The organism is Variovorax sp. 01N425 (genome assembly GCF_056399465.1).
The window spans coordinates 1-18374 of the sequence record NZ_JBFTRJ010000036.1 but is presented as its reverse complement, the minus strand read 5'-3'; the positions used below and the strand labels follow the sequence as shown (position 1 = coordinate 18374).

Here is an 18374-nt window from a genome sequence, read left to right as displayed (position 1 = left end):
GAACTGCTCGGACGCGGCATTCGCGTCAACGCCGTCAGCCCCGGCCCGGTCGAAACGCCGCTGTACGACAAGCTCGGCATTCCCGATGCCTACCGCACGCAGGTCAACAAGGACATCGCCGCAACCATTCCGTTTGGCCGTTTCGGCACACCGGAAGAAGTCGCCAAGGCAGTGCTGTACCTGGCTTCGGACGAGTCCCGATGGACGGTCGGTTCCGAAATCATCGTCGACGGCGGCCGGACGCTCAACGGCTGATTGGCCTGTAGCGCTTCGACGTCGCGGCGGATGCAAGCACAATGGGCATCGTGGTCCGGCCGACAGCCGCACGCTACGTTCCGCAGCCCTCTCTATCGCCGGACCGAGACCACGTCACCACCCGCCTCACATCCGATCGTGCCGCTATAGGGCAAGTCAGGTCCGTTCGATGCCCGCAAAGGTGCGCAGGACGTCGGCCGCATGGGCGGTGGGGTCGTAGGGAGGGTTGCCGATGCCATGCGAAGTGGGTTCCGTGGTTACGGCTTTCCAAAGCCGGTCGTGGTTACCTACGGCGAAGTCGAGGAGGGCGTCGCGGACGAAGGTGTCTCGGATGGCTTGCTCGTCGCTCTGTTGGGGGCGTTGCTGTCCGACGATGCCGTACATCTCCGTGCCGTGTACGGCCGGCGCACCCTCGACTGGGCCAACGGTGAGCAGGTGGGCCTTTCCGCCTGCGGCGGCGTGGGCGAGTGCTGCACGGACGGCGGGTAGGGTGAAGAAGTAGTCTGTGAAGAGGGCCCCGCGGACCTCGACCGGAGTACGTCCGTTGACATCGTATGCGGCAACGATGCGCCGGGCACGGCTCCGGGGGATGCGCGATTTCACTACAAGCTCGTCAACGAGGTTGCTGATGCTACCCGGGTCGAACTTCTTGGTCGCATTGATGACCCACCAATCCGCCTCGTTCGTCGCCGTACTGAAGAGGATGTCGATGTCACGGTGGCGTCCAGACTCGAGTACGCGCAGCGGCGTGCCGGCAAGCACGGCTCCGTTCTGAGAGTGGTCGTTCACGATGCCGATAGTCGTGTTGTCGATGCCATGCCGATCGCCGATGTCGCGCGGGCTGACCTTGATGAGGGTCTCCGCAAGGAGCTTCGCATCGAGCGAGAGCAGTTGTTGTGGATCGTCCGCGATGCCGAGTTCAGTCAGGAACGTGATCGCGAGTTCTTCGGCCCACCAGGCCGGAACGATCCGGGAGGCGCCGCCGGAGAATGCAGCGAGGCGCCGGTAGAGGCCGTCGGCGGCCGGGGCAGCAAGGAGCCCGATCGTGGAGTACGCGCCGGCGCTGTGGCCGGTGACGGTGACGTTCTGAGGATCGCCACCGAAGCGGGCAATGTTCTCCTGCACCCATCTGAGCGCGGCGATGATGTCTTGCAGGCCGAGGTTGGTGGCGTCCGCGAACACGCCCCCGTACTGGGAGAGCGAGAGCCACCCGAACGGACCGAGCCGATAGTTCAGGGATACCCCGATGGCACGGCCGGTCGCGGCGAGACCCGAGGCATTCGAGGTGGTCTGGGTGTTCGCGCCAAGTTCGAAGCCGCCGCCGAAGATGTAGACGATCACGGGGAGCGGTTCCTCCCCCGCGTCTTCGGGTGCCCAGACGTTGAGGTTCAGGCAGTCCTCGCTGAATCCGTTGTCGGCCTCCAGCCAGCTGGTGTCGCCGGCCTGCAGCGGGGCCGGCCCCTTCTGATCGTAGGGCAGGGCCGGATTGAAAGGCAGCAAAGTGGGCTGGCGAAAGCGATCTGCGGTGGCGTAGGGGATGCCCAGCCAAGAACGTATCGCTTGGCCAGCGGTGTCAGTGTCGGTCATGTGTTCGATCCTTTCGTTGAGAGTGTGCTGTCGGGCGAGGAGGCGTGGTCTTCCTCGCCGGGGTTGTTGCGCAGCCTCGACCAGTGGTGCAGGCGCACAGGCGAAGCGCGAGTTCAAGATCTTGACCTGGCGCGAAGGTGCCGTGACTCAGACTGGCGGTGCGTCGCCGAGCCGGAACTCTCGCGTGATCGCGTCCAGCTCCTGCAATACAGGCGCGTTCAGTTTCGTTTCTCCGGCCTGCAGCACTTCCCGCAACTGGGATGCACGGCTCGCCCCGATCACCGTGCAAGTGACGCCAGGTTGTGCCAGTACCCATGCCACTGCGAGCCGTTCAGGCGCCAGGCCGGCAAGCTGAGCCAGATCCATGATGCGGCTCACTGCTTGGAACTCTCTCTCGTGCCAGTACCGCTGTCTGTATGCGGCTGCGGTGTTTCCGGCGCCAAAGCGCGTTCCGGCGTCGGGCTCTGCCTCGCCGTGATACTTGCCCGTGAGGAAGCCACCGGCCAGCGGGTTGTAGCAGAGCGTCGCGAGGTTCTCCGCCTCGCACATGGGGAACAGGTCTCGCTCGAACTGCCGAAACAGCAAGTTGTAGCGAGGCTGAACCGTCACGGGCTTCACCAGCCGGAGAGTTTCGGAGCGCCCAAGTGCGCGAGCGATCCGCCACGCGCCCCAATTGGATACGCCGACGTATCGGGCGCGGCCGCTGCGCACGATGGTTTCGAGCGCCTCGAGCGTCTCGTCGAGCGGCGTGGAGGGATCGTCTCGGTGCAACTGGAACAGGTCCACGTAATCGGTACCGAGCCGGGCAAGCGACGCGTCGACGGCGCTCAGGAGATGTTTGCGCGACGTGCCGGCGTCCCATGGCAGTGGGCCCATCGGGCCGCCGGCCTTTGTCGTGACGATGAAGCGTTCGCGGCGGCCCTTCAGCCATTTGCCGATAATTTGCTCTGTGTACCCTTTGCGCTCGTCGGACGCGTCACTCGGGTATCGATTCGCCGTGTCGATGAAATTAACGCCCGCATCAGTGGCGGCATCGAGGATCGACATCGACTCTGTTTCGTCGGCATTGGATCCAAAGGTCATTGTGCCAAGGCACAGGCGCGAGACTCGCAGCCCGGTGTTGCCAAGACGGATCAGATTGCGACTGCTCATGGGTTGTAGTCGTCAAAACCAACAAAGACGCTGGCCTCGGCCACGCTCCTGCGCTCGGAGATCACCGCGTTGGCGGGGAAGGTATCGTCAGGCCAACCGAGCGCAATGCTCTTCATGATCACCTGGTCGTCGGCAATGCCGGCATGCTCGCGCACCACCGGCGATTGCATGATGCCCTGGCTGTTGATCACGCAACCCAAGCCCCGCGACCAGGCGGCGTTGACGAGCGCAGTGGCGACCGCCCCGCAGTCGAAGAAGGTATCGTCGCTGCCGTCGCGCACGCGGTCGTAGGTGACGATGACGCAGACCGGCGCGTCAAACTGGCGGAAGCCGCGCATGACCCAATCGTGGCGCCTTTCCTTGTCGTCTCGCGCGATGCCCATCGCCGAGAACAGCTGCTTTGCGACCCCGACCTTCCGCTCGCGGTGGGGACCTTCGAAAGCCGGTCCTGTTCGAAACTCCCGGGATTGCGGCACACCGGCCAGCATCCTCTCCGTATTGCCGGCGCGGATGCGGGCTAGCGGCTCGCCGGTGACGACATAGAAATTCCACGGCTGGGTGTTGTTGGACGATGGGGCCCGCATGGCCAGTGCAATGATCTCCACGATCAATGCTCTGGGGACCGGATCAGGTTTGTAGCCTCGGATACTGCGGCGGCCGAGGATGACGTCGTCAAATTGCATCATGCCCTTCAGTCCTCGGTTGATCGTCACTCCTCCCGGCGCCCGCACGCAGCCTGATATTCGCGAACGAGCCGCGCGACCAGTGTGGCCACGTCGGGGATGTCCTCGATGAGATCGATGCCTTGCCCGCCGCTCCAGATGTCCCGCCATGGCCGGATGTCGGTCGGCAGATGGTCGAAGCGCCCGGCGCCGGGCATCGCGAGCGTCTCGATATCGATTCCGCACCGCTGCAGCGACGGCTTCAACCAGTTCGCCGACACGCCAGTGACATTGGGCGTGTAGACCAGGTCTTCCGATGTCGATTCGACGAGCATCCGCTTGTAATCGGCAGGCGCATCGGCTTCCTTCGTGGCGATGAAGCGCGTTCCCATGTACGCATAGTCGGCACCCAGAACCTCTGCGGCCCGCACGCCGGCACCCGTCGAGACGCCCCCCGCCATGACCAGGGGCCCCTTGAAGATCGTGCGGATTTTTTCGATCAAGGTCAGATGGGACAGAAGCCCGGAATGGCCGCCTCCGCCCAGACCAATGGCGATCAGGCCGTCCACGCCCTGCTCGATCGCCTTCTTCGCGAACTCCACACTGATGACATCGTGCAGCACGCCCATGCTCTTCGAGTGCGCGACGCGCACGACCTCGCGCGGCCCGCCGCCCACACTGATGACAGTCTCCACGCCGTAGCGGCCTGCAAGCGTCAAAGTCTCCTCGAGCTCAGCCGTGGGCAGCTTTGCGGAAACGTTGACCACGAGCGGGCCCACCTTGGTGGAATGGGCCAGCGCTTCCTTCCGCGCGGTCTGGATCGCTTCCAGCCATTCTTCGAATTGCTCGAGGGTTCTCGCGTTGTGGCGCGGCAAAACACCCACCAGTCCCGCGAGGCAAGCCTCTCGCACCAGGTTAGGCCCTGTGACGAGAAACATGGGTGCGCAGATGACAGGAACCGAAAGGCTTGAGCGGATGAACATGGCTGATGTGGCTTTTTTTTGCCAGGTAAGAGAGTGCATGGGCGGTTGGCTACTTCGGCTGCGTCGGCTTGCGCCAGTTCCGCTCGCTGAAACCCGCGAACAACAGGGGAGACTTCCCGACGAAACGCTGAACAGCATCAGCGTGGTAATCGGTGCCGATGGCGACGGCCTGAGCGAGTGCCTCGGCCTGCGCCATCGCCGATTGGCTCGACTCGAAGGTCTGATTGAGCAGCTGCTTGGTGAGCCCCACAGCGGCAACGGACGCCAGCTTCATCTTGCGTGCGAGTTCGGTGGCCGCCTCGATGGCTTCGCCTTCGGGCACCAGGTCGTAGACGATCCCCATCGCCTTGGCCTCATCGGCACCCAACACCCGCGCCGAGAAGATCAACTCCTTGGCGCGCTGCAAGCCCACGATGCGAGGCAGCATGAAGAGGATGGACGTGTCCGGCACAAGACCCATCCGGCCGAACGCTGCACAAAAGCTTGACTTGGGCGTGGCGATGATGAAGTCGGCCGCCAGCGCGATGCTGAACCCGGCCCCGAAAGCAGGCCCGTCAACCGCCGCAATGACAGGCATCTCGAGCTTGAGGAGGTCGCGAAACCAATCCTGAATGTCCGTCATGCGGCTATGGATCATCTGGGTGGTCTTTTTCGTGGCCATGCCCTTGACGTCGCCGCCGCCGCAGAAGGCGCCCCCGCGCCCGCCGATCACCAGTGCCCTGACATCGAGCTCCTTGTGGTCGATCCCCTTGCGCAAGCGCCGGATGACGTCAGCGATCTCCACCCGCATGACATCGTCGAGTGCGTTCCTGGCCTCCGGACGGTTCAAGTGAAGAAAGGCAATGCCGTCTTCGATGTTGAACTCGATTGCTTCATAAGTCATGCACGTACCTCTGAGTTTGGTCGTTGGCTTGGTCAGGTCGACATCCCTGGCTTCTCGCGCTGCAGGTGTGGCAACAGGCGAACCACGACCTCGCGTTCTGCCGCGAACGCGTAGCAGCTGTCCACACGAAATCGGCGCTGCGCGTCGATTTCAGGATCGCCAGTCGAGACGACTCGTAGCGGCGCGATGCCTTGCAGAACGGTAGTGGCCATAGGGCCCAAGAGTTCCACAATGTGCGTGCAGGACGCCACGCCCCCAAGCAGTTCGCGTACGCGCTTGTTCCAGCCCGCCCCGATGCTGAGACCCACAAGCGCCTGCAGCGCGGCTGCTGCTCCCGGGCAGATGTTGAAAGGCGTCGCCGACATCCTGGCATCCGCAGCGTGAACCTGGAGGTCGGCGTCAATCACAAGCCGAACTGTGATGTCGTGCAGGTGACGCCCTGGAGGGGCGTCCTCCTCAGCCAGCAAGCGCCGAAACGGGTGTGTCTTGGTGTCAACCAAGCGGCCTTCGACTTCGAACAGGCCGTCATTGCGACGGTAAAAGCGCATGTCTACTTCGCGGTGGTGCAACTCTTCACGGGTCACTGCATCTGTGCTCATGAAAGTCTCCGGCCTTGTGAGTGATTCATCCCACCGCAGCATGGAAGATGCGCATGTAATTGCCGCCTGAGATCTTCCCAGCCTCTTCGGAAGTGAACCCGCCGCGCAGCATCGCCGCGATCAGATTGACCCACTGTGAATAGTCTTGCAGCGCACCAGGGGCGACCTGTTGATCGGTCCCCACACAGATGTGGTCCACGCCGATGACGTCGGCCATTTCCTTCAGTCCTTCGACGTATTTGTCGAGGTCAGGAAAGATGGCCCAGATCCCGACGGCACCGCCGGTTTCTGCAATCGCTCGCGCATGATCCGGGCTGACGCAGCGGGCGGCCAATCGGCTGGATGCCATCGCCTTCGAGCCGGCAAGTGCTGTATGCGACAGCAGCAGCGGTCTGGTGGAGACTTTTGCCGCAGCCTTGGCCGTTCGTTCGGTGGCGTGCGCCACATCGACGATCATTCCCAACCGATGGCAGTCACGGATCACCTCGGCGCCAAATTCGGTCAACCCTTCGTGCGTCACCACGCCCATCTGGAAGTCACCGATATCGTTCGGGGTGAAGTGAACAAGCTGAGCGGAGCGGATGCCGCGCTGGTGGGCTTCTTCCAACCGCTCAAGCTTTCCTTCCATGAAGTCCAGGCCCTCGACGCCTCCGATCACCGACGGATGACCTGCAGCGTGGGCCGATTCAAGATCAGCTGCCGTTAGCGCGCGCTGCAAACCATGGTGCGCCACCATCTCGTCGGCCCAGGCGAGGCGTTCAAGATGGTGCTTATAGAGCTCACCTAGCCTCGGCAAGCGGGTAAGGCAGGCGACCCCGGCTGCATTCCTGCCAAGAAGTGGTTCATCCGGGATTTCCGACAGGCACACCGCGGCGAGGGAGCCGGCCCGCATTCCGGCGGCAAGCATGCCGTTGGGGGGTGCCGGAGAGTAGATGCCCTCCGGTCCGCCGTGCGTATGGACATCCACCGAGATGGATTTGTGCAGCACATCCAGCGCTTTGGCGCCAAGCTCGGCGCCCTGGGCCGCTTCGGTCGAACCGTTGGGCCCGACACCGCCGCTGAGGATCGCCTGAACCGACGCCATCGGCGTGCTCCAGATCGAATGACGGCAAGAGGTGCCAAACGTATGGAAATGACCGCAACACATAGCTCTTCAGACAGTGACGGTCGCACTTAGCCCGGCTTCGCGCCAGAGATGTCAACCATCCGCTTCCATTTGGCAAATTCGCTCGGCATATTGCTGCGCATCTTGGCCGCGTCTTGCAAATCCATCACGTAACCCAGCCTGTCGGCCACTTCCTTGAACTCAGGCGTATTGGCTGCCTCAAGCATGATCCGCGAGATTTCCGAGACTGTGGCTGCTGGCGTACCAGCCCGCGTGACTGCGAATATGGGCGAGGTCACATCGTAGCCGCGCACGCCCGACTCATCCAACGTCGGCACATTGGCGAGTGCCGGGACGCGTTTTGGACCAGTGACGGCCAAGGCGCGTAGCTTTCCACCTTGGATCATCGACATTGCCGTCGAGGTGCCGGTGAGTCCCATTTGAAGTTGCCCGCCGATTACATCAGTCATCACCTGAGAGGCGTCTTTATAGGGAATGTGAACGATGTTGATACCCGCCATGTGCCCGAATTGAGCACCCGCCATGTGGGTAGGCGAGCCGACACCCGCCGATGCATAACTGATCGTTCCCGGCTGACGCTTAGCTTCGCCGATGAGCTCCTGGATCGTCTTGAACGGTGAATTTGTCGCCACCACGACTGCAAATGCGCCCTGAACGAATTGGGCGAGCGGAACCAAGTCGCTCACGGGATCAAACGGCAACTTCGTATAGAGGTAAGGGTAGGTGAAATGCGCACTCGTCGTTATCAGGATCACGGTGCCGTCTGGCGGAGCCTTGGCGGCGAAGTCAGTCGCGATCTGGCCACCCGAGCCTGCCTTGTTTTCAACTACTACTGGAGAGTTCCAATGCTTCGCCATGTAGGACGCGAAAAAACGTCCCAACACGTCAGTGCCTGGGCCAGGCGAATTCGGAACGATCACCTTGATCGTTTGTGACGTGAAGGGCGCAGCCATGGCAAAGGGCGGCAATGCGAGCGCGGCCAGGCCAAACTTGGCAAGTTGACGACGAGAAATCATGTTGTCTCCACTTATAAAAATTTGAACAGTCAATGTAGAAAATCCAAGAGACCTTCACCAGCCACATATCCACAATGTGGTCGGAAGCGCGCCGATCAGACCCAGAGCGTGAAGCTCTCCACTTTTTCCCGCGGCGGCCTATACGCATTCACTGGCGCGGACTCGTCTGCATAGCCGAGCGCCATGCCACAAACAAGCATTTCATTGGAGCCCGCATCGATGAACGGCATGACGATCTTTGCGTAGTTGTTCCACGCCGCCTGGGGACACGTGTGCAGGCCGAGCGCACGCGCAGCGAGCATCAAGGTCTGCAGGAACATGCCGTAATCGATTAGGGAGCCACGGCCCATGACGCGGTCCATGGTGAACATGAGGCCAACCGGTGCATCGAAGAAGCGGTAGTTCCGCTGTGCCTGCGCGTGCATCTTGTCTTTCTCGCCTTTTGCGATTCCGAGAGCCCCATAAAGGCCCCAGCCGTTGTGACGTCGCCGGTCGATGTAGGGCGAGACCCACTGCGCGGGGTAGTAGCCTTCCACCTCCCCGTACTCGACAGCCAACGAGGGGTCAGCCTGTGTCGCATCGTGCGCAGCGCACACCTTCGCGACGAGTTCATCGCGACGATCCCCCTGCAGCACATGCACCTTCCACGGCTGGGTGTTCGTGCTGGACGCCGCGCAACTCGCTATCCGCAAAATCTCTTCGACTTGCTGGCGCGCGACCGGCTTGTCGGGAAAGAACGCACGGCACGAGAAGCGGCTCTCGATGGCCGACACCACGCTCGCAGGATCCTGCACGACTGTCTTTACTTGGGACATGGTCATCGAAGTGCCTTCATGGTGTTCAGCCCCTCAGACCGTGCCCGCTTGGCGCAGCTCGGCAATCTGCCCGACCGAAAGCCCCACGAGTTCGCGCAGGATCTCGTCGGTATGCGCGCCGAGAGCAGGCGCTGGCCTGATCTGCGGTGCAGGTGTACCACTGAACCGTGGCTGCACAGCCGGCATCTTCAGTTCGCCGATCTGCGGGTGCTCGACGGTCGCGATGCTGCCTCTAGCCTGGTAATGTGGGTCTGCGACGATGTCCTTGATCGAGTAGATCAAGGAGTAAGCGAGCCCCTTTTCTTCGAGAATCCGGCACGCCTCCAGAACCGGCAGCGACTTGATCCATTCAGCAACGATCTCGTTGACCTCCTCGACGCGCGCGGTGCGTTTAGCGTGGCTGGAAAAGCGCTCGTCGCCGACAAGGACCGGAATGGCTTCGCACAGGCGGCCGTACATGCGATCGTTGGACACAGTCAGGACGATGTAGCGTCCATCGCAGGTTTCGAAATGGTCACCCGGGGCGGCGGCGAAGTGGAGATTGCCTGTGCGCTCGCGCGGCAGCCCCATCTTCTCGTACGCCGTGACCATCACGTCGGTGAAGCGGAACACCGTTTCGTACAACGAGAGATCGATCTGCTGACCTGCGCCGCCCTGCATATCACGGTAGTAGAGCGCTACCATGGTTCCGAAAGCGCCAAGGACCGCGGTTGAATAGTCGGCCATTGCCGTGCCGAGCTTCACCGGAGCGCGGTCCGGATAACCTGTGGCGTTCAGCGTGCCGCCCATAGCAAGGGCAATGCGGTCGTACCCTGCGCGGCTTGCATATGGACCGGTCTGGCCATACCCGGAGACGCTGAGCATCACGAGCCTTGGGTTTACCTTCTTCAGGTGCTCCCATGACAGGTTCCATTTATTCAGGATGCCGGGGCGGAAATTCTCCACGAGCACGTCGGCGTCTTTCAACAGTTCCTTCAGGATCCGCTGGCCTTCGGGATGGTGCAGATCGAGCGTCACGGACTTCTTGTTTCGCGCTTCGACATTCCACCAGAGGCTTTCGCCCTCCACCATCGGCCCGATATGGCGCAGCGCGTCCCCACCGCGCGGTTGCTCGATCTTGATCACGTCCGCGCCCAAGTCGGCAAACAGTGTTGCGGCGACCGGGCCGGCAACCATCGTGCCGATGTCGATCACACGCACGCCGGCCAGAGGCCCTTTGTCTTTCGTTTCCATACTATTGATCCTTCAATCGTCCGTATCAGCTGCGTCGCCGGAATCGGCGCGATCAGCAAACCATGGCTCAGTTCAGTCGCCTCTTCGTCCGCATAAGAGAGACGGCGCAACTCCAATTGGCCGGCTCGTGAATCTGGAAGCGGATCGCATCGTCGGGAGAATCGGGCAGGCTTGAGCCCCTTTGCATCCGTAACTGTTCATGCTTGTCTCAGTTCTTTTTGTATGGGTCGGCGGACTACGTGCCCGTGAACTGCGGAGGGCGCTTTTCCTTGAAGGCCGCAAGCCCTTCGACACGGTCGGCCGAGAAGTGGTGCAAGTTGCTCAAGGCGCGCTCGTAGCGCAGCCCGATGGATGCTGGCTGGTCCAGCGCATCATTGAGCGCCTGCTTCATCCGACCCAGCACCAGCGGGCTCTTTATCGCGAGCTTCTTTGCCAGAGCGGTCACGGCGCCGATGAAGCCGTCATCAGCGACCACCAGGTTGACGAGGCCAAGCGCCTTCCATTCGCTGGCCGGATGCATATCGCCCGTGAACATGAGGAGCTTCGCGTTGTTCAGTCCCACCTTCCTCGGCAAGCGCACGGTGGCGCCTGCGCCAGGAAACAGGGCGTAGTTCGAATGGGCATCGCCAATCCGAGCGGACTCGGCCGCGATCACGAGGTCACAGGCGAGCACGAGCTCCAGTCCACCTGCGACCGTAATACCGTTGAGCGCGGCAATGACGGGTTTGGTGGAGGCTTCGATCAGCTCGGTCAGAGCGCCGATCGCCTTCACGAACTCGGCGCCACTTTCGGGGCGGCTCCTGGCGGGGTCCTTCAAGTCGGCGCCAGCGCAGAAGGCCCTGCCTTCGCCTGTCAGAACAATGACGCGGACTTCCGGGTCGCTTTGAGCATCTTCGATCGCCTGCGTCAATGCGACTACGAGCGACAGTGTCAGCGAGTTCAACGCCTGTGGTCGATTCAATTTCAACCACAGAACGGCATCGCCCAGTTGTCGATGAAGTTCTTCTGTGTTGGTAGCTGTTTCCACTTGCGGCCTTTCGGGATGTCTGTTTCGGAGTTGAATCAAAAGTCTGCTTACCGCAGTCCGAGGGACTTTGCGACCATGCCGCGCAGTACTTCCTTCGTCCCACCGCGGATCGTGCAGGAGGGTGCGTGCAGGATGACGTTGGCCAGCGCCGCGCTGTACCCGTCTGAGGCACCCGGCTCGGGCTCGGTCTGCAGAACCAACCGAAGGGTCTCGGGAATTTCCTGCTCGAAGCAGGTACCGAGGTCCTTGAGCAGGGCCGCATGCAGCGCGGCGTCCTGCTCGTCGGTGATCATCATGGCGATGGAGCGCGACATTCGCCTCAACGTCGAGAGGTGGGCGACCAGGCGCCCCACCGTCCGCGCGCCCTCCCCCGACGACTGCTGCTTGAGCGCAGTGACGAACTCCTCGACGGCGCCCATGTGAGACATGAACCGGTCGGGCCCGCTTCGCTCGAATGTCAGCTCGCTCGTGACCTGCTGCCATCCTTGGCCTTCGACGCCAATGAGGGCATCGTCAGCAAGGAACACGTCCTGAAAGTGGACTTCATTGAAATCGTCGTCTCCGGCGATGTTCACGATGGACCGGCATGTGACGCCGGGTGTCTTCATGTCGACCAGGAACTGGCTCAAGCCGGCCTGTCGCACTTCGCTCGCGGGCGCCGTACGGCACAGCAAGACCATGTAGTGCGTGCGGTGCGCACTCGAGGTCCAGATCTTGGCACCGTTCACGCGCCAGCCGCCGTCCACCTTGGTGGCGCGCGTGCGTACCGATGCGAGATCCGACCCCGAGTCCGGCTCGCTCAGACCGATGCAAAAGTAGCACTTCCCGGTGGCAATTCGGGGGACGATTTCCTCGCGCTGCCGCTCGCTGCCGAAGCGCAGCAGCAGCGGCCCGCTCTGGCGCTCGGCCACCGCATGCGCAAAGATCGGTGCGCGAACGGCGAGCAGTTCCTCCAGCACGACGAGCCGCTCCGCCAGTCCGTACCCGCCGCCGCCATAGCGCTTTGGAAAACCCATGCCGATCCAGCCGCGCTCGCCAAGGGCTGCGCTGAACTCGGGATCAAAGCCGCCGAAAGCAGCGGCACCGTGCCGATTGCCGTGCCAGCCGTCGATGAACTCGCGAACTTCGGAGCGCAGCCGCTCGCCGATCTCGGACTGCCTCGGGCGCGGAAAGGAAAGGTTGTTCATCGTGCTGCTCCTGCTGCTGCGGCGCCACTGATGGTCTTCGCCATCGGCACCACTGCGCGCCAGAGGGACTGTCCGGCGTCGCCGGCGAGGATGCGTTCGCCGAGATCGCGAGACCAGAAGGCCTCGTTGCCGCACTCGTCTCGCCATGACCAGAGCCGCTGGGTGTATCGATGGAGTTCGTGTTCCTCTGTGAAGCCGATGGCTCCGAACACTTGGTGCGCGATCGCGCACGCCTGCCCCGCCGCTTCACCCGTTCGGATCTTCGCGCTGGCAGCGGCAATGCTCCGCGAGAGGGGCTCGCCTACCCCATCCAGCCATTCATCGATCGCTTCGCTGCCAGCTTCAGCTGCCGCACGCGCGGCGGCCGCCTGCGTCGCGAGAACGGCAATGTTCTGCTGCACCGCCTGGAATTTGCCGATCGGCCGGCCGAACTGGACGCGAAGGTTGGCGTATTCAACGGCAAGCGCAAGCGACCGTTCGATTGCTCCGGCCATCAACGCGCTGCGCAGGACAGCTGAAAGGGCGAGCAGCTCACGCGCATCGAAAGGCGCGGCAACCACCGCCTGCGGCACCACGCTTTCGAGCACCAGCGTATCGCGCGGCTCGCCCGCGAGATTGCGGCCTGAAGTGACGGAAATGCCGGCTGCATCCCGAGCCAGGACAATGAGCTGAGCAGCTGCGCCAGACCCGACGATGAACGCGACATGCGTGCATGCGCCGCCCCATGGCACACGGGGGAGCTTGCCATCGACGCGCCAGCCGTCGCGCGTGCGACCCAGCCGAATCTGCTCGGAATGCGCCGATGACGCGACGGTCGGCAAGGTTGCGCCGTCGACGCCGGCATGGTCCAGAAGCCAGTGCCCGACCATCGCGTCCGCCAGCAGAGCGTCCGCAGCATGCTCACCGGCGAGAACCAGAAGTCCAGATGCATCCGCCCAACTCACGTCCGCGCCGCCCTTGCTCTCTGGCAGCAACGTTTTGTCGAATCCGGACTCTTGCAAAACTGTCCACAGATTTGCAGGCTTGTCCGCGAATATCCGCTGGGCCGCTTCATGCAGCATGTCACGCGTCTCTTCACTCATCACTTGCTCCTGGTGGTTGTCTCTGTCCCGTCAAACGGGATCCCAAGTGAAGATGTCGCGCGACTTGTCCAGCGGAAAGAACGAGGGCTTCATCATGGGCAACGCCACTTCAAGGCAGGTATCGACGGTCCAGCCCTCACTGCGGTGTGCGGTACGGATCGGCCGCGGCTGCGAGAACAGGAAGATCTCGTTGCTGCGAACGCCGAAGATCTGCCCGGTCACGCCACGGGCTTCGTCGGTAAGCAGCGCGCAAGTGAAAGGCGCGATCTTGGCCACCTCCATGCGCTGGTTGACCAGCGTGCGGGCCATTCCTTCAGGGGTGTCGGTCGGGATCGAGCTCACCATGCGGGTGAATGCGAAGGGCGCGATGCAGTTCGACCGCACGCTGAAGCGCTCCATATCGAGCGCAATCGATTTCGACAGACCGACGATGCCCATCTTCGCGGCGGAGTAGTTGGCCTGCGCGCCGTTGCCGATCAGCCCGGAGGTCGAAGTCATGTGCACGATGGCACCGGACTCCTGGCTCCTGAAGTGCGGCGCGACGGCACGGGCCATGTTGAAGCAGCCCTTCAGGTGCACCTTCACCACCGCATCGAAGTCCTCTTCGGACATCTTGTGGAAGATGCCATCGCGCAGGTTGCCCGCGTTGTTGACCAGCCCGTCGACGCGCCCGTACACGTCAATCGCATGTTGAACGATGCGATGGGCGGAGCTCCACTCCGCCACGCTGTCGGTGTTGGCGCTGGCCTCGCCGCCGGCCGCGCGAATCTGGTCCACGGTCTCCTGGGCCGGCCCGGCGCTGCCACCAGCGCCATCCATGCTCACGCCCAGGTCGTTCACGATCACACGTGCGCCCTGACGCGCTGCCTCAAGCGCGATCTCCTTGCCTACGCCGGCGCCTGCGCCAGTCACCACAATCACTTTGCCCAGCAGTCGCTGTGTCATGTCAGTCTCCAGATGTATCGATCAATCGTGTCGCGAAGTGAGTTGGTGCGGTTCATGCGGTGAGGATGGTCACCACAGCCGCGGCCGAGTCACCGCCGACCTGGCCGCCGGAGTTCTGTGCCAATCCAACCTTGGCAGCCGGGCGCTGCCGTTCACCGGCCTCACCGCGCAGTTGTTGCGCCAACTCGAAAATCTGAGCGGTGCCAGTGGCCCCGATGGGGTGGCCCCGGCTGATCAACCCGCCGCTTGGATTGATGGAGATCTTTCCGCCAAGGTCTGTCGCACCGCTTCGCAGCAGGTGGACGGCTTCTCCCGGTGCGCAAAGCTGCAGGGTCTCGGCGTTGATCAGCTCGCTGGGCGCGGCCCCATCGTGCACCTCGACCACGTGGACGTCGCGCGGATCGATGGACGCCTCTTCATAGGCAGCCTTGGAGGCCCGTGCCGAAGCGTTGGGGCCTGTCGTATCTCCCGAGCCGGAAACCAATGTAGACGTGGCCACCCATACCGGCCTGGCGCCTGTCAGTTGCGCAGCGACGCGGCTCGAGACGAGGACGATCGCGGCGGCGCCGTCCCCGATCGAAGAGCACATCGGAAGCGTCAGCGGGTTGCTGATCATGCGGGCCGCCAGCACTTCTTCAACGGTCGTCGGCTTGCGGAATTGAGCAAAGGGATTGAGGGACGCTGCATGCCGGCTCTTGACCACGATCTGGGCAATGTCAGCCGACGTCACTCCCGTCGCTTCCATGTAGCGGCGCGTTCTTTCGGCGTAGATGTCCATGAAGATGGAGCCGCTGCCCGATCCAATGTGGTCGGGCAGCTTCTCTTCCATGTCCACCGCGGCCCCGAATGCACCGAAGGACACCGCCTTGTCGGCATGGGTCAGCTTTTCAGCGCCGACTACCAGGACGATGTCGGCCTGCCCGGCTTGCACGCACTGCCAAGCCAGATGGAACGCGGTGCTGCCCGTGGCGCATGCGTTCTCGGTGTTGATCATCGGCTTGCCCAGCAGACCGGTGAATCTCAACGCAGCCTGGGCGCGGACCATTTCCTGCCCGGTGACGAGACCGGCAGCCGCATTACCGAAGTAAACCCGGTCAACACGATCGGCCGTGATGCCGGCGTCTTCGAATGCGATCCGTACAGCCTCTTCGGAAAGACTTCTGACCGAGCGGTCGAGAAATTTTCCAAACGAGGTCATTCCAATTCCAGCAATTGCGACGCGAGCGGTCATCAGTCTCTCCAATTCGTGAGCATCTAAGAAAGTACGCCGCAGGCAGGTCGCAGCGGCTGTGGATCAGGTAATCCGTCAGATGGCAGGGCCGTTGTTGGTCCGGCGGGCGGGGCCGTCGTACTCGACCTGGTCCAGCGTGATCTGGCGCCAGCCGGGCTCGCGCACCGACTCTTCGAATGCGTGGGCGAACAAGCCCGCCGTGCGCGGAACGACGATGAACGCGCGAGACAGCCTCCAGTCGATTCCCAGATCCGAAATGATTGCGCCGACCGCCGCATCGATGTTTGCCAAGAGGGGGCGGTTTTTCTTCTTGATCAGCGCCTTTTCCAACTCGCGCGTCATCCGGATGTGGTCGCCTGCAAGCCCATACTCCTCGGCAAGCGCGAACAGCCTCTTCCCGCGCGGATCGCCTTCGGGATGCTGCGGATGCCCGAAGCCATCCAGCCGCTTGTGCTTGCCGACGTACTCTGTCGCCACGTCCTCATAGCTGCGCCCGCTCGAGGCTGCCTCGGACACCAGCTCCTGGATGTAACGTGCGAACTCTTCGCCGGCACCCCCATGTACGTCGCCAAACATCATGGCGCCGGCAGCGACCGAACACTGGATCGGTACACCGGCTGCCTGCACAAAACGGGTGACTGTCGAGGACGGAGAAATGCCATGGTCGGCGACCGAGATGAACATCGCATTGATGATCTTCGCCTCGTTGCCCTTGGGAAGCTCTCCCTTGTAGAGCAGGTACACCATGGCGCCGAAGTCGATCTTGCCGACGAGATCAGTGAGGACGTCGTAGCCCCTGACCAGAGTACCTTCATGTGGAGTGGGGTCAGCGATAGCGGTTCGCCAATACTTTCGATCAGGGGTCGTTGTCATTCAGTGCTCCAGTCTGGACGTGGGGGGTGAAAGCATTCGCGGTCGGTGGCGAATCAGTGGGACGAATCGTAGTTTTCGAACCAGAAATCTCAGTAGAGGCATGTCCACGATGTGGATGTCGTAACCTAGCGAAACGCGATTCCATAGGGTTTATACGGATCCTGATTGTGAGTTTGTGTCCACAATATGATCAAAATGATGAACTCAACGGAATCACGCGGTACGCAAAGCATCGATCGCACAGTCGGTGTGTTGAAGCACGTGGTTGCCAACGGTTCGCACGGGCTGACGGTGGCCGACCTTGTGGCGCTTAGCGGGCTTGAACGCCCTACCATGCATCGCATAGTCCAGGCTCTGGAGAGACAGGGGTTGTTGAAGCGACCCGCCGGCTCGAAGCGCTATGTGCTGGGTGATTACTGCCGCCAGATGGCGGCCGCTTTCGCTGACCGTGCGGACCTGAGAACGGTGTGCGAACCTGCATTGAGAGGTGTTTCGGAGGAGACCGGAAACAGCGCCTTCCTCATTGGCCGAATAGGGTTCGAGTCAATCTGTCTTGCCCGTGTGATTGGCTCCTACCCCGTTCAGGTGCTCACCGTCAACGTCGGTAGCAGGCAGCCTCTGGGAACGGGCGCAGGAGGCCTGTCCATCCTGTCGACGCTGTCGGAAGCGGAGCGAAACGAATGCATCCGGGCCAACGCGAAACGCCTGGGCAGCTATGGCTCACTGACGGAGTCGACGCTGCGCGCGCTCGTACGTGCAACCCAAGGCCGCGGACACGCGATCATCGGACACTACAGCGTGCCAGGTGTCATCGGGATCGGAATGGCGATGCGCAATGCGACCGGCACTGTCATGGGCGCGATCACTACGGCTTCGATCGACAGTCGGATGTCCAGGCATGACCAACAGATTGCCGCCGCATCCATAGCGAAGCACATTGCACGCATCCAGTCTTCGCTAGACATTCTCTGAGCCATGACGGGGCAGATGAAGTAGGTCTTGGGCTAGTCGCAAGTCGGTCCAAGATTTCTGCCACATCCAGTCGTGTCAGATTCGGCCGGATGGCTACGGCTAGGGGACCGTGCAGATGAAGCCGAAGTGAAAGCTGCGACGGGTGAATACGGCGCCTTTCTCAACTTCCTTCACTTCGGAGAAGCAACGTTGACATTCCCGCAGACTCTGGCCTTCGCTACGGTCGGCTCGAACCCGAGTAGCAGCGGCAACGGCAGGTTGCGCGAGACTACTCGAAGTGGTTCTTGCACGGCTTCGAACGCTGGAGCGGCGCCTTGGAGCGCACCAATACCAGTGCGCCGATCATTTCACGACCCAGGACATCTCGATTGGTTGTGCGATGCTCTTGGCAGAGCATCTGGGACGTGCGAACGACTTCCCTCCTGCTGTGCACGCCTACGGGTCGCATGAAGCTGCGGCCACAGGAGAGTCCCTTTTGAATGTGGATTGCATCAGCCGTTGAGCGTGCGGCCGCCGTCGACGATGATTTCGGAGCCGACCGTCCATCGGGACTCGTCCGAAGCCAGGTACAGCACTGCCTTGGCGACTTCTTCCGGCGTGCCGAAACGGCCAAACGGAATGGTTGCGGCGATGTCCTTGTTGACCTGCGTGCGGTAGGCATCGGGAATGCCGAGCTTGTCGTACAGCGGCGTTTCGACCGGGCCGGGGCTGACGGCGTTGACGCGAATGCCGCGTCCGAGCAGTTC

19 protein-coding genes are annotated in these 18374 nt (G+C 62.3%); 2 read left to right on the top strand and 17 right to left on the bottom strand.

Annotation, left to right across the window (positions count from 1 at the left end; all coding sequences use genetic code 11):
- A partial coding sequence (locus AC1DSC_RS32275) for an SDR family oxidoreductase (protein WP_478132043.1) occupies positions 1–255 on the top strand: 255 nt, incomplete at its 5' end.
- Positions 256–411: 156 nt separating this feature from the next.
- On the opposite strand, the gene AC1DSC_RS32270 is transcribed toward AC1DSC_RS32275, so the two are convergent.
- The 16 genes from AC1DSC_RS32270 to AC1DSC_RS32195 form a co-directional block, all read right to left on the bottom strand.
- Complete coding sequence (locus tag AC1DSC_RS32270; protein WP_478132050.1) at positions 412–1842, bottom strand: carboxylesterase family protein; 1431 nt, start codon at positions 1840–1842, stop codon at positions 412–414.
- Between the two features lie 147 nt (positions 1843–1989).
- Complete coding sequence (locus AC1DSC_RS32265) at positions 1990–2994, bottom strand: aldo/keto reductase (RefSeq protein WP_478132049.1); 1005 nt, start codon at positions 2992–2994, stop codon at positions 1990–1992.
- Complete coding sequence (locus AC1DSC_RS32260; RefSeq protein WP_478084636.1) at positions 2991–3680, bottom strand: nitroreductase; 690 nt, start codon at positions 3678–3680, stop codon at positions 2991–2993. Before AC1DSC_RS32260 ends, AC1DSC_RS32265 begins: the two co-directional genes overlap by 4 nt.
- Positions 3681–3703: 23 nt before the next feature.
- Entirely contained in the window at positions 3704–4678 is a 975-nt protein-coding gene (locus AC1DSC_RS32255) for an NAD(P)H-dependent flavin oxidoreductase (protein ID WP_478132048.1), read from the bottom strand.
- 10 nt (positions 4679–4688) lie between these two features.
- The gene (locus AC1DSC_RS32250; protein ID WP_478081228.1) at positions 4689–5522 is read right to left on the bottom strand and encodes an enoyl-CoA hydratase/isomerase family protein; all 834 of its coding nucleotides are present in this window, start codon (positions 5520–5522) and stop codon (positions 4689–4691) included.
- Positions 5523–5554: 32 nt separating this feature from the next.
- Positions 5555–6121, bottom strand: coding sequence for a DUF2889 domain-containing protein (locus tag AC1DSC_RS32245; protein ID WP_478081227.1), 567 nt, complete (start codon positions 6119–6121; stop codon positions 5555–5557).
- Between the two features lie 25 nt (positions 6122–6146).
- Positions 6147–7205, bottom strand: a complete 1059-nt coding sequence (locus AC1DSC_RS32240) for a dipeptidase (protein ID WP_478081226.1) — start codon at positions 7203–7205, stop codon at positions 6147–6149.
- Between the two features lie 89 nt (positions 7206–7294).
- Positions 7295–8263, bottom strand: a complete 969-nt coding sequence (locus AC1DSC_RS32235) for a Bug family tripartite tricarboxylate transporter substrate binding protein (RefSeq protein ID WP_478081225.1) — start codon at positions 8261–8263, stop codon at positions 7295–7297.
- Positions 8264–8358: 95 nt separating this feature from the next.
- Complete coding sequence (locus AC1DSC_RS32230; protein ID WP_478132051.1) at positions 8359–9078, bottom strand: nitroreductase; 720 nt, start codon at positions 9076–9078, stop codon at positions 8359–8361.
- A gap of 33 nt (positions 9079–9111) precedes the next feature.
- A complete protein-coding gene (locus AC1DSC_RS32225; RefSeq protein WP_478132047.1) occupies positions 9112–10311 on the bottom strand; it encodes a CaiB/BaiF CoA transferase family protein in 1200 nt (399 codons plus the stop codon).
- A 235-nt stretch (positions 10312–10546) separates the two neighbouring features.
- Complete coding sequence (locus tag AC1DSC_RS32220; protein WP_478132046.1) at positions 10547–11338, bottom strand: enoyl-CoA hydratase/isomerase family protein; 792 nt, start codon at positions 11336–11338, stop codon at positions 10547–10549.
- Between the two features lie 47 nt (positions 11339–11385).
- The gene (locus AC1DSC_RS32215; protein WP_478132045.1) at positions 11386–12525 is read right to left on the bottom strand and encodes an acyl-CoA dehydrogenase family protein; all 1140 of its coding nucleotides are present in this window, start codon (positions 12523–12525) and stop codon (positions 11386–11388) included.
- Positions 12522–13607 (bottom strand): acyl-CoA dehydrogenase family protein, encoded by a 1086-nt coding sequence (locus AC1DSC_RS32210; RefSeq protein WP_478132044.1) that lies wholly within the window; start codon positions 13605–13607, stop codon positions 12522–12524. The genes AC1DSC_RS32215 and AC1DSC_RS32210 overlap by 4 nt, the downstream gene beginning before the upstream one ends.
- A 30-nt stretch (positions 13608–13637) precedes the next feature.
- Positions 13638–14552, bottom strand: coding sequence for an SDR family NAD(P)-dependent oxidoreductase (locus AC1DSC_RS32205; RefSeq protein WP_478081220.1), 915 nt, complete (start codon positions 14550–14552; stop codon positions 13638–13640).
- Between the two features lie 52 nt (positions 14553–14604).
- Positions 14605–15783, bottom strand: a complete 1179-nt coding sequence (locus AC1DSC_RS32200) for a thiolase family protein (RefSeq protein WP_478081219.1) — start codon at positions 15781–15783, stop codon at positions 14605–14607.
- Between the two features lie 75 nt (positions 15784–15858).
- Entirely contained in the window at positions 15859–16656 is a 798-nt protein-coding gene (locus AC1DSC_RS32195; protein WP_478081218.1) for a citryl-CoA lyase, read from the bottom strand.
- 195 nt (positions 16657–16851) lie between these two features.
- Between AC1DSC_RS32195 and AC1DSC_RS32190 the strand changes: the two genes are divergently transcribed.
- Positions 16852–17628 (top strand): IclR family transcriptional regulator, encoded by a 777-nt coding sequence (locus AC1DSC_RS32190; RefSeq protein WP_478081217.1) that lies wholly within the window; start codon positions 16852–16854, stop codon positions 17626–17628.
- Positions 17629–18119: 491 nt separating this feature from the next.
- Here the strand turns inward: AC1DSC_RS32190 and AC1DSC_RS32185 are convergent.
- Positions 18120–18374: SDR family oxidoreductase (locus tag AC1DSC_RS32185; RefSeq protein ID WP_478132043.1), on the bottom strand; the 255-nt coding region annotated here is incomplete at its 5' end.

Coding starts and splice junctions, on each gene's coding strand:
- AC1DSC_RS32215 (WP_478132045.1), bottom strand. CDS start 12,525: ATGAACAACCTTTCCTTTCCGCGCCCGAGGCAGTCCGAGATCGGCGAG.
- AC1DSC_RS32245 (WP_478081227.1), bottom strand. CDS start 6,121: ATGAGCACAGATGCAGTGACCCGTGAAGAGTTGCACCACCGCGAAGTA.
- AC1DSC_RS32240 (WP_478081226.1), bottom strand. CDS start 7,205: ATGGCGTCGGTTCAGGCGATCCTCAGCGGCGGTGTCGGGCCCAACGGT.
- AC1DSC_RS32235 (WP_478081225.1), bottom strand. CDS start 8,263: ATGATTTCTCGTCGTCAACTTGCCAAGTTTGGCCTGGCCGCGCTCGCA.
- AC1DSC_RS32190 (WP_478081217.1), top strand. CDS start 16,852: ATGATGAACTCAACGGAATCACGCGGTACGCAAAGCATCGATCGCACA.
- AC1DSC_RS32250 (WP_478081228.1), bottom strand. CDS start 5,522: ATGACTTATGAAGCAATCGAGTTCAACATCGAAGACGGCATTGCCTTT.
- AC1DSC_RS32230 (WP_478132051.1), bottom strand. CDS start 9,078: ATGTCCCAAGTAAAGACAGTCGTGCAGGATCCTGCGAGCGTGGTGTCG.
- AC1DSC_RS32255 (WP_478132048.1), bottom strand. CDS start 4,678: ATGCACTCTCTTACCTGGCAAAAAAAAGCCACATCAGCCATGTTCATC.
- AC1DSC_RS32195 (WP_478081218.1), bottom strand. CDS start 16,656: ATGACAACGACCCCTGATCGAAAGTATTGGCGAACCGCTATCGCTGAC.
- AC1DSC_RS32270 (WP_478132050.1), bottom strand. CDS start 1,842: ATGACCGACACTGACACCGCTGGCCAAGCGATACGTTCTTGGCTGGGC.
- AC1DSC_RS32210 (WP_478132044.1), bottom strand. CDS start 13,607: ATGAGTGAAGAGACGCGTGACATGCTGCATGAAGCGGCCCAGCGGATA.
- AC1DSC_RS32200 (WP_478081219.1), bottom strand. CDS start 15,783: ATGACCGCTCGCGTCGCAATTGCTGGAATTGGAATGACCTCGTTTGGA.
- AC1DSC_RS32260 (WP_478084636.1), bottom strand. CDS start 3,680: ATGATGCAATTTGACGACGTCATCCTCGGCCGCCGCAGTATCCGAGGC.
- AC1DSC_RS32265 (WP_478132049.1), bottom strand. CDS start 2,994: ATGAGCAGTCGCAATCTGATCCGTCTTGGCAACACCGGGCTGCGAGTC.
- AC1DSC_RS32205 (WP_478081220.1), bottom strand. CDS start 14,552: ATGACACAGCGACTGCTGGGCAAAGTGATTGTGGTGACTGGCGCAGGC.
- AC1DSC_RS32225 (WP_478132047.1), bottom strand. CDS start 10,311: ATGGAAACGAAAGACAAAGGGCCTCTGGCCGGCGTGCGTGTGATCGAC.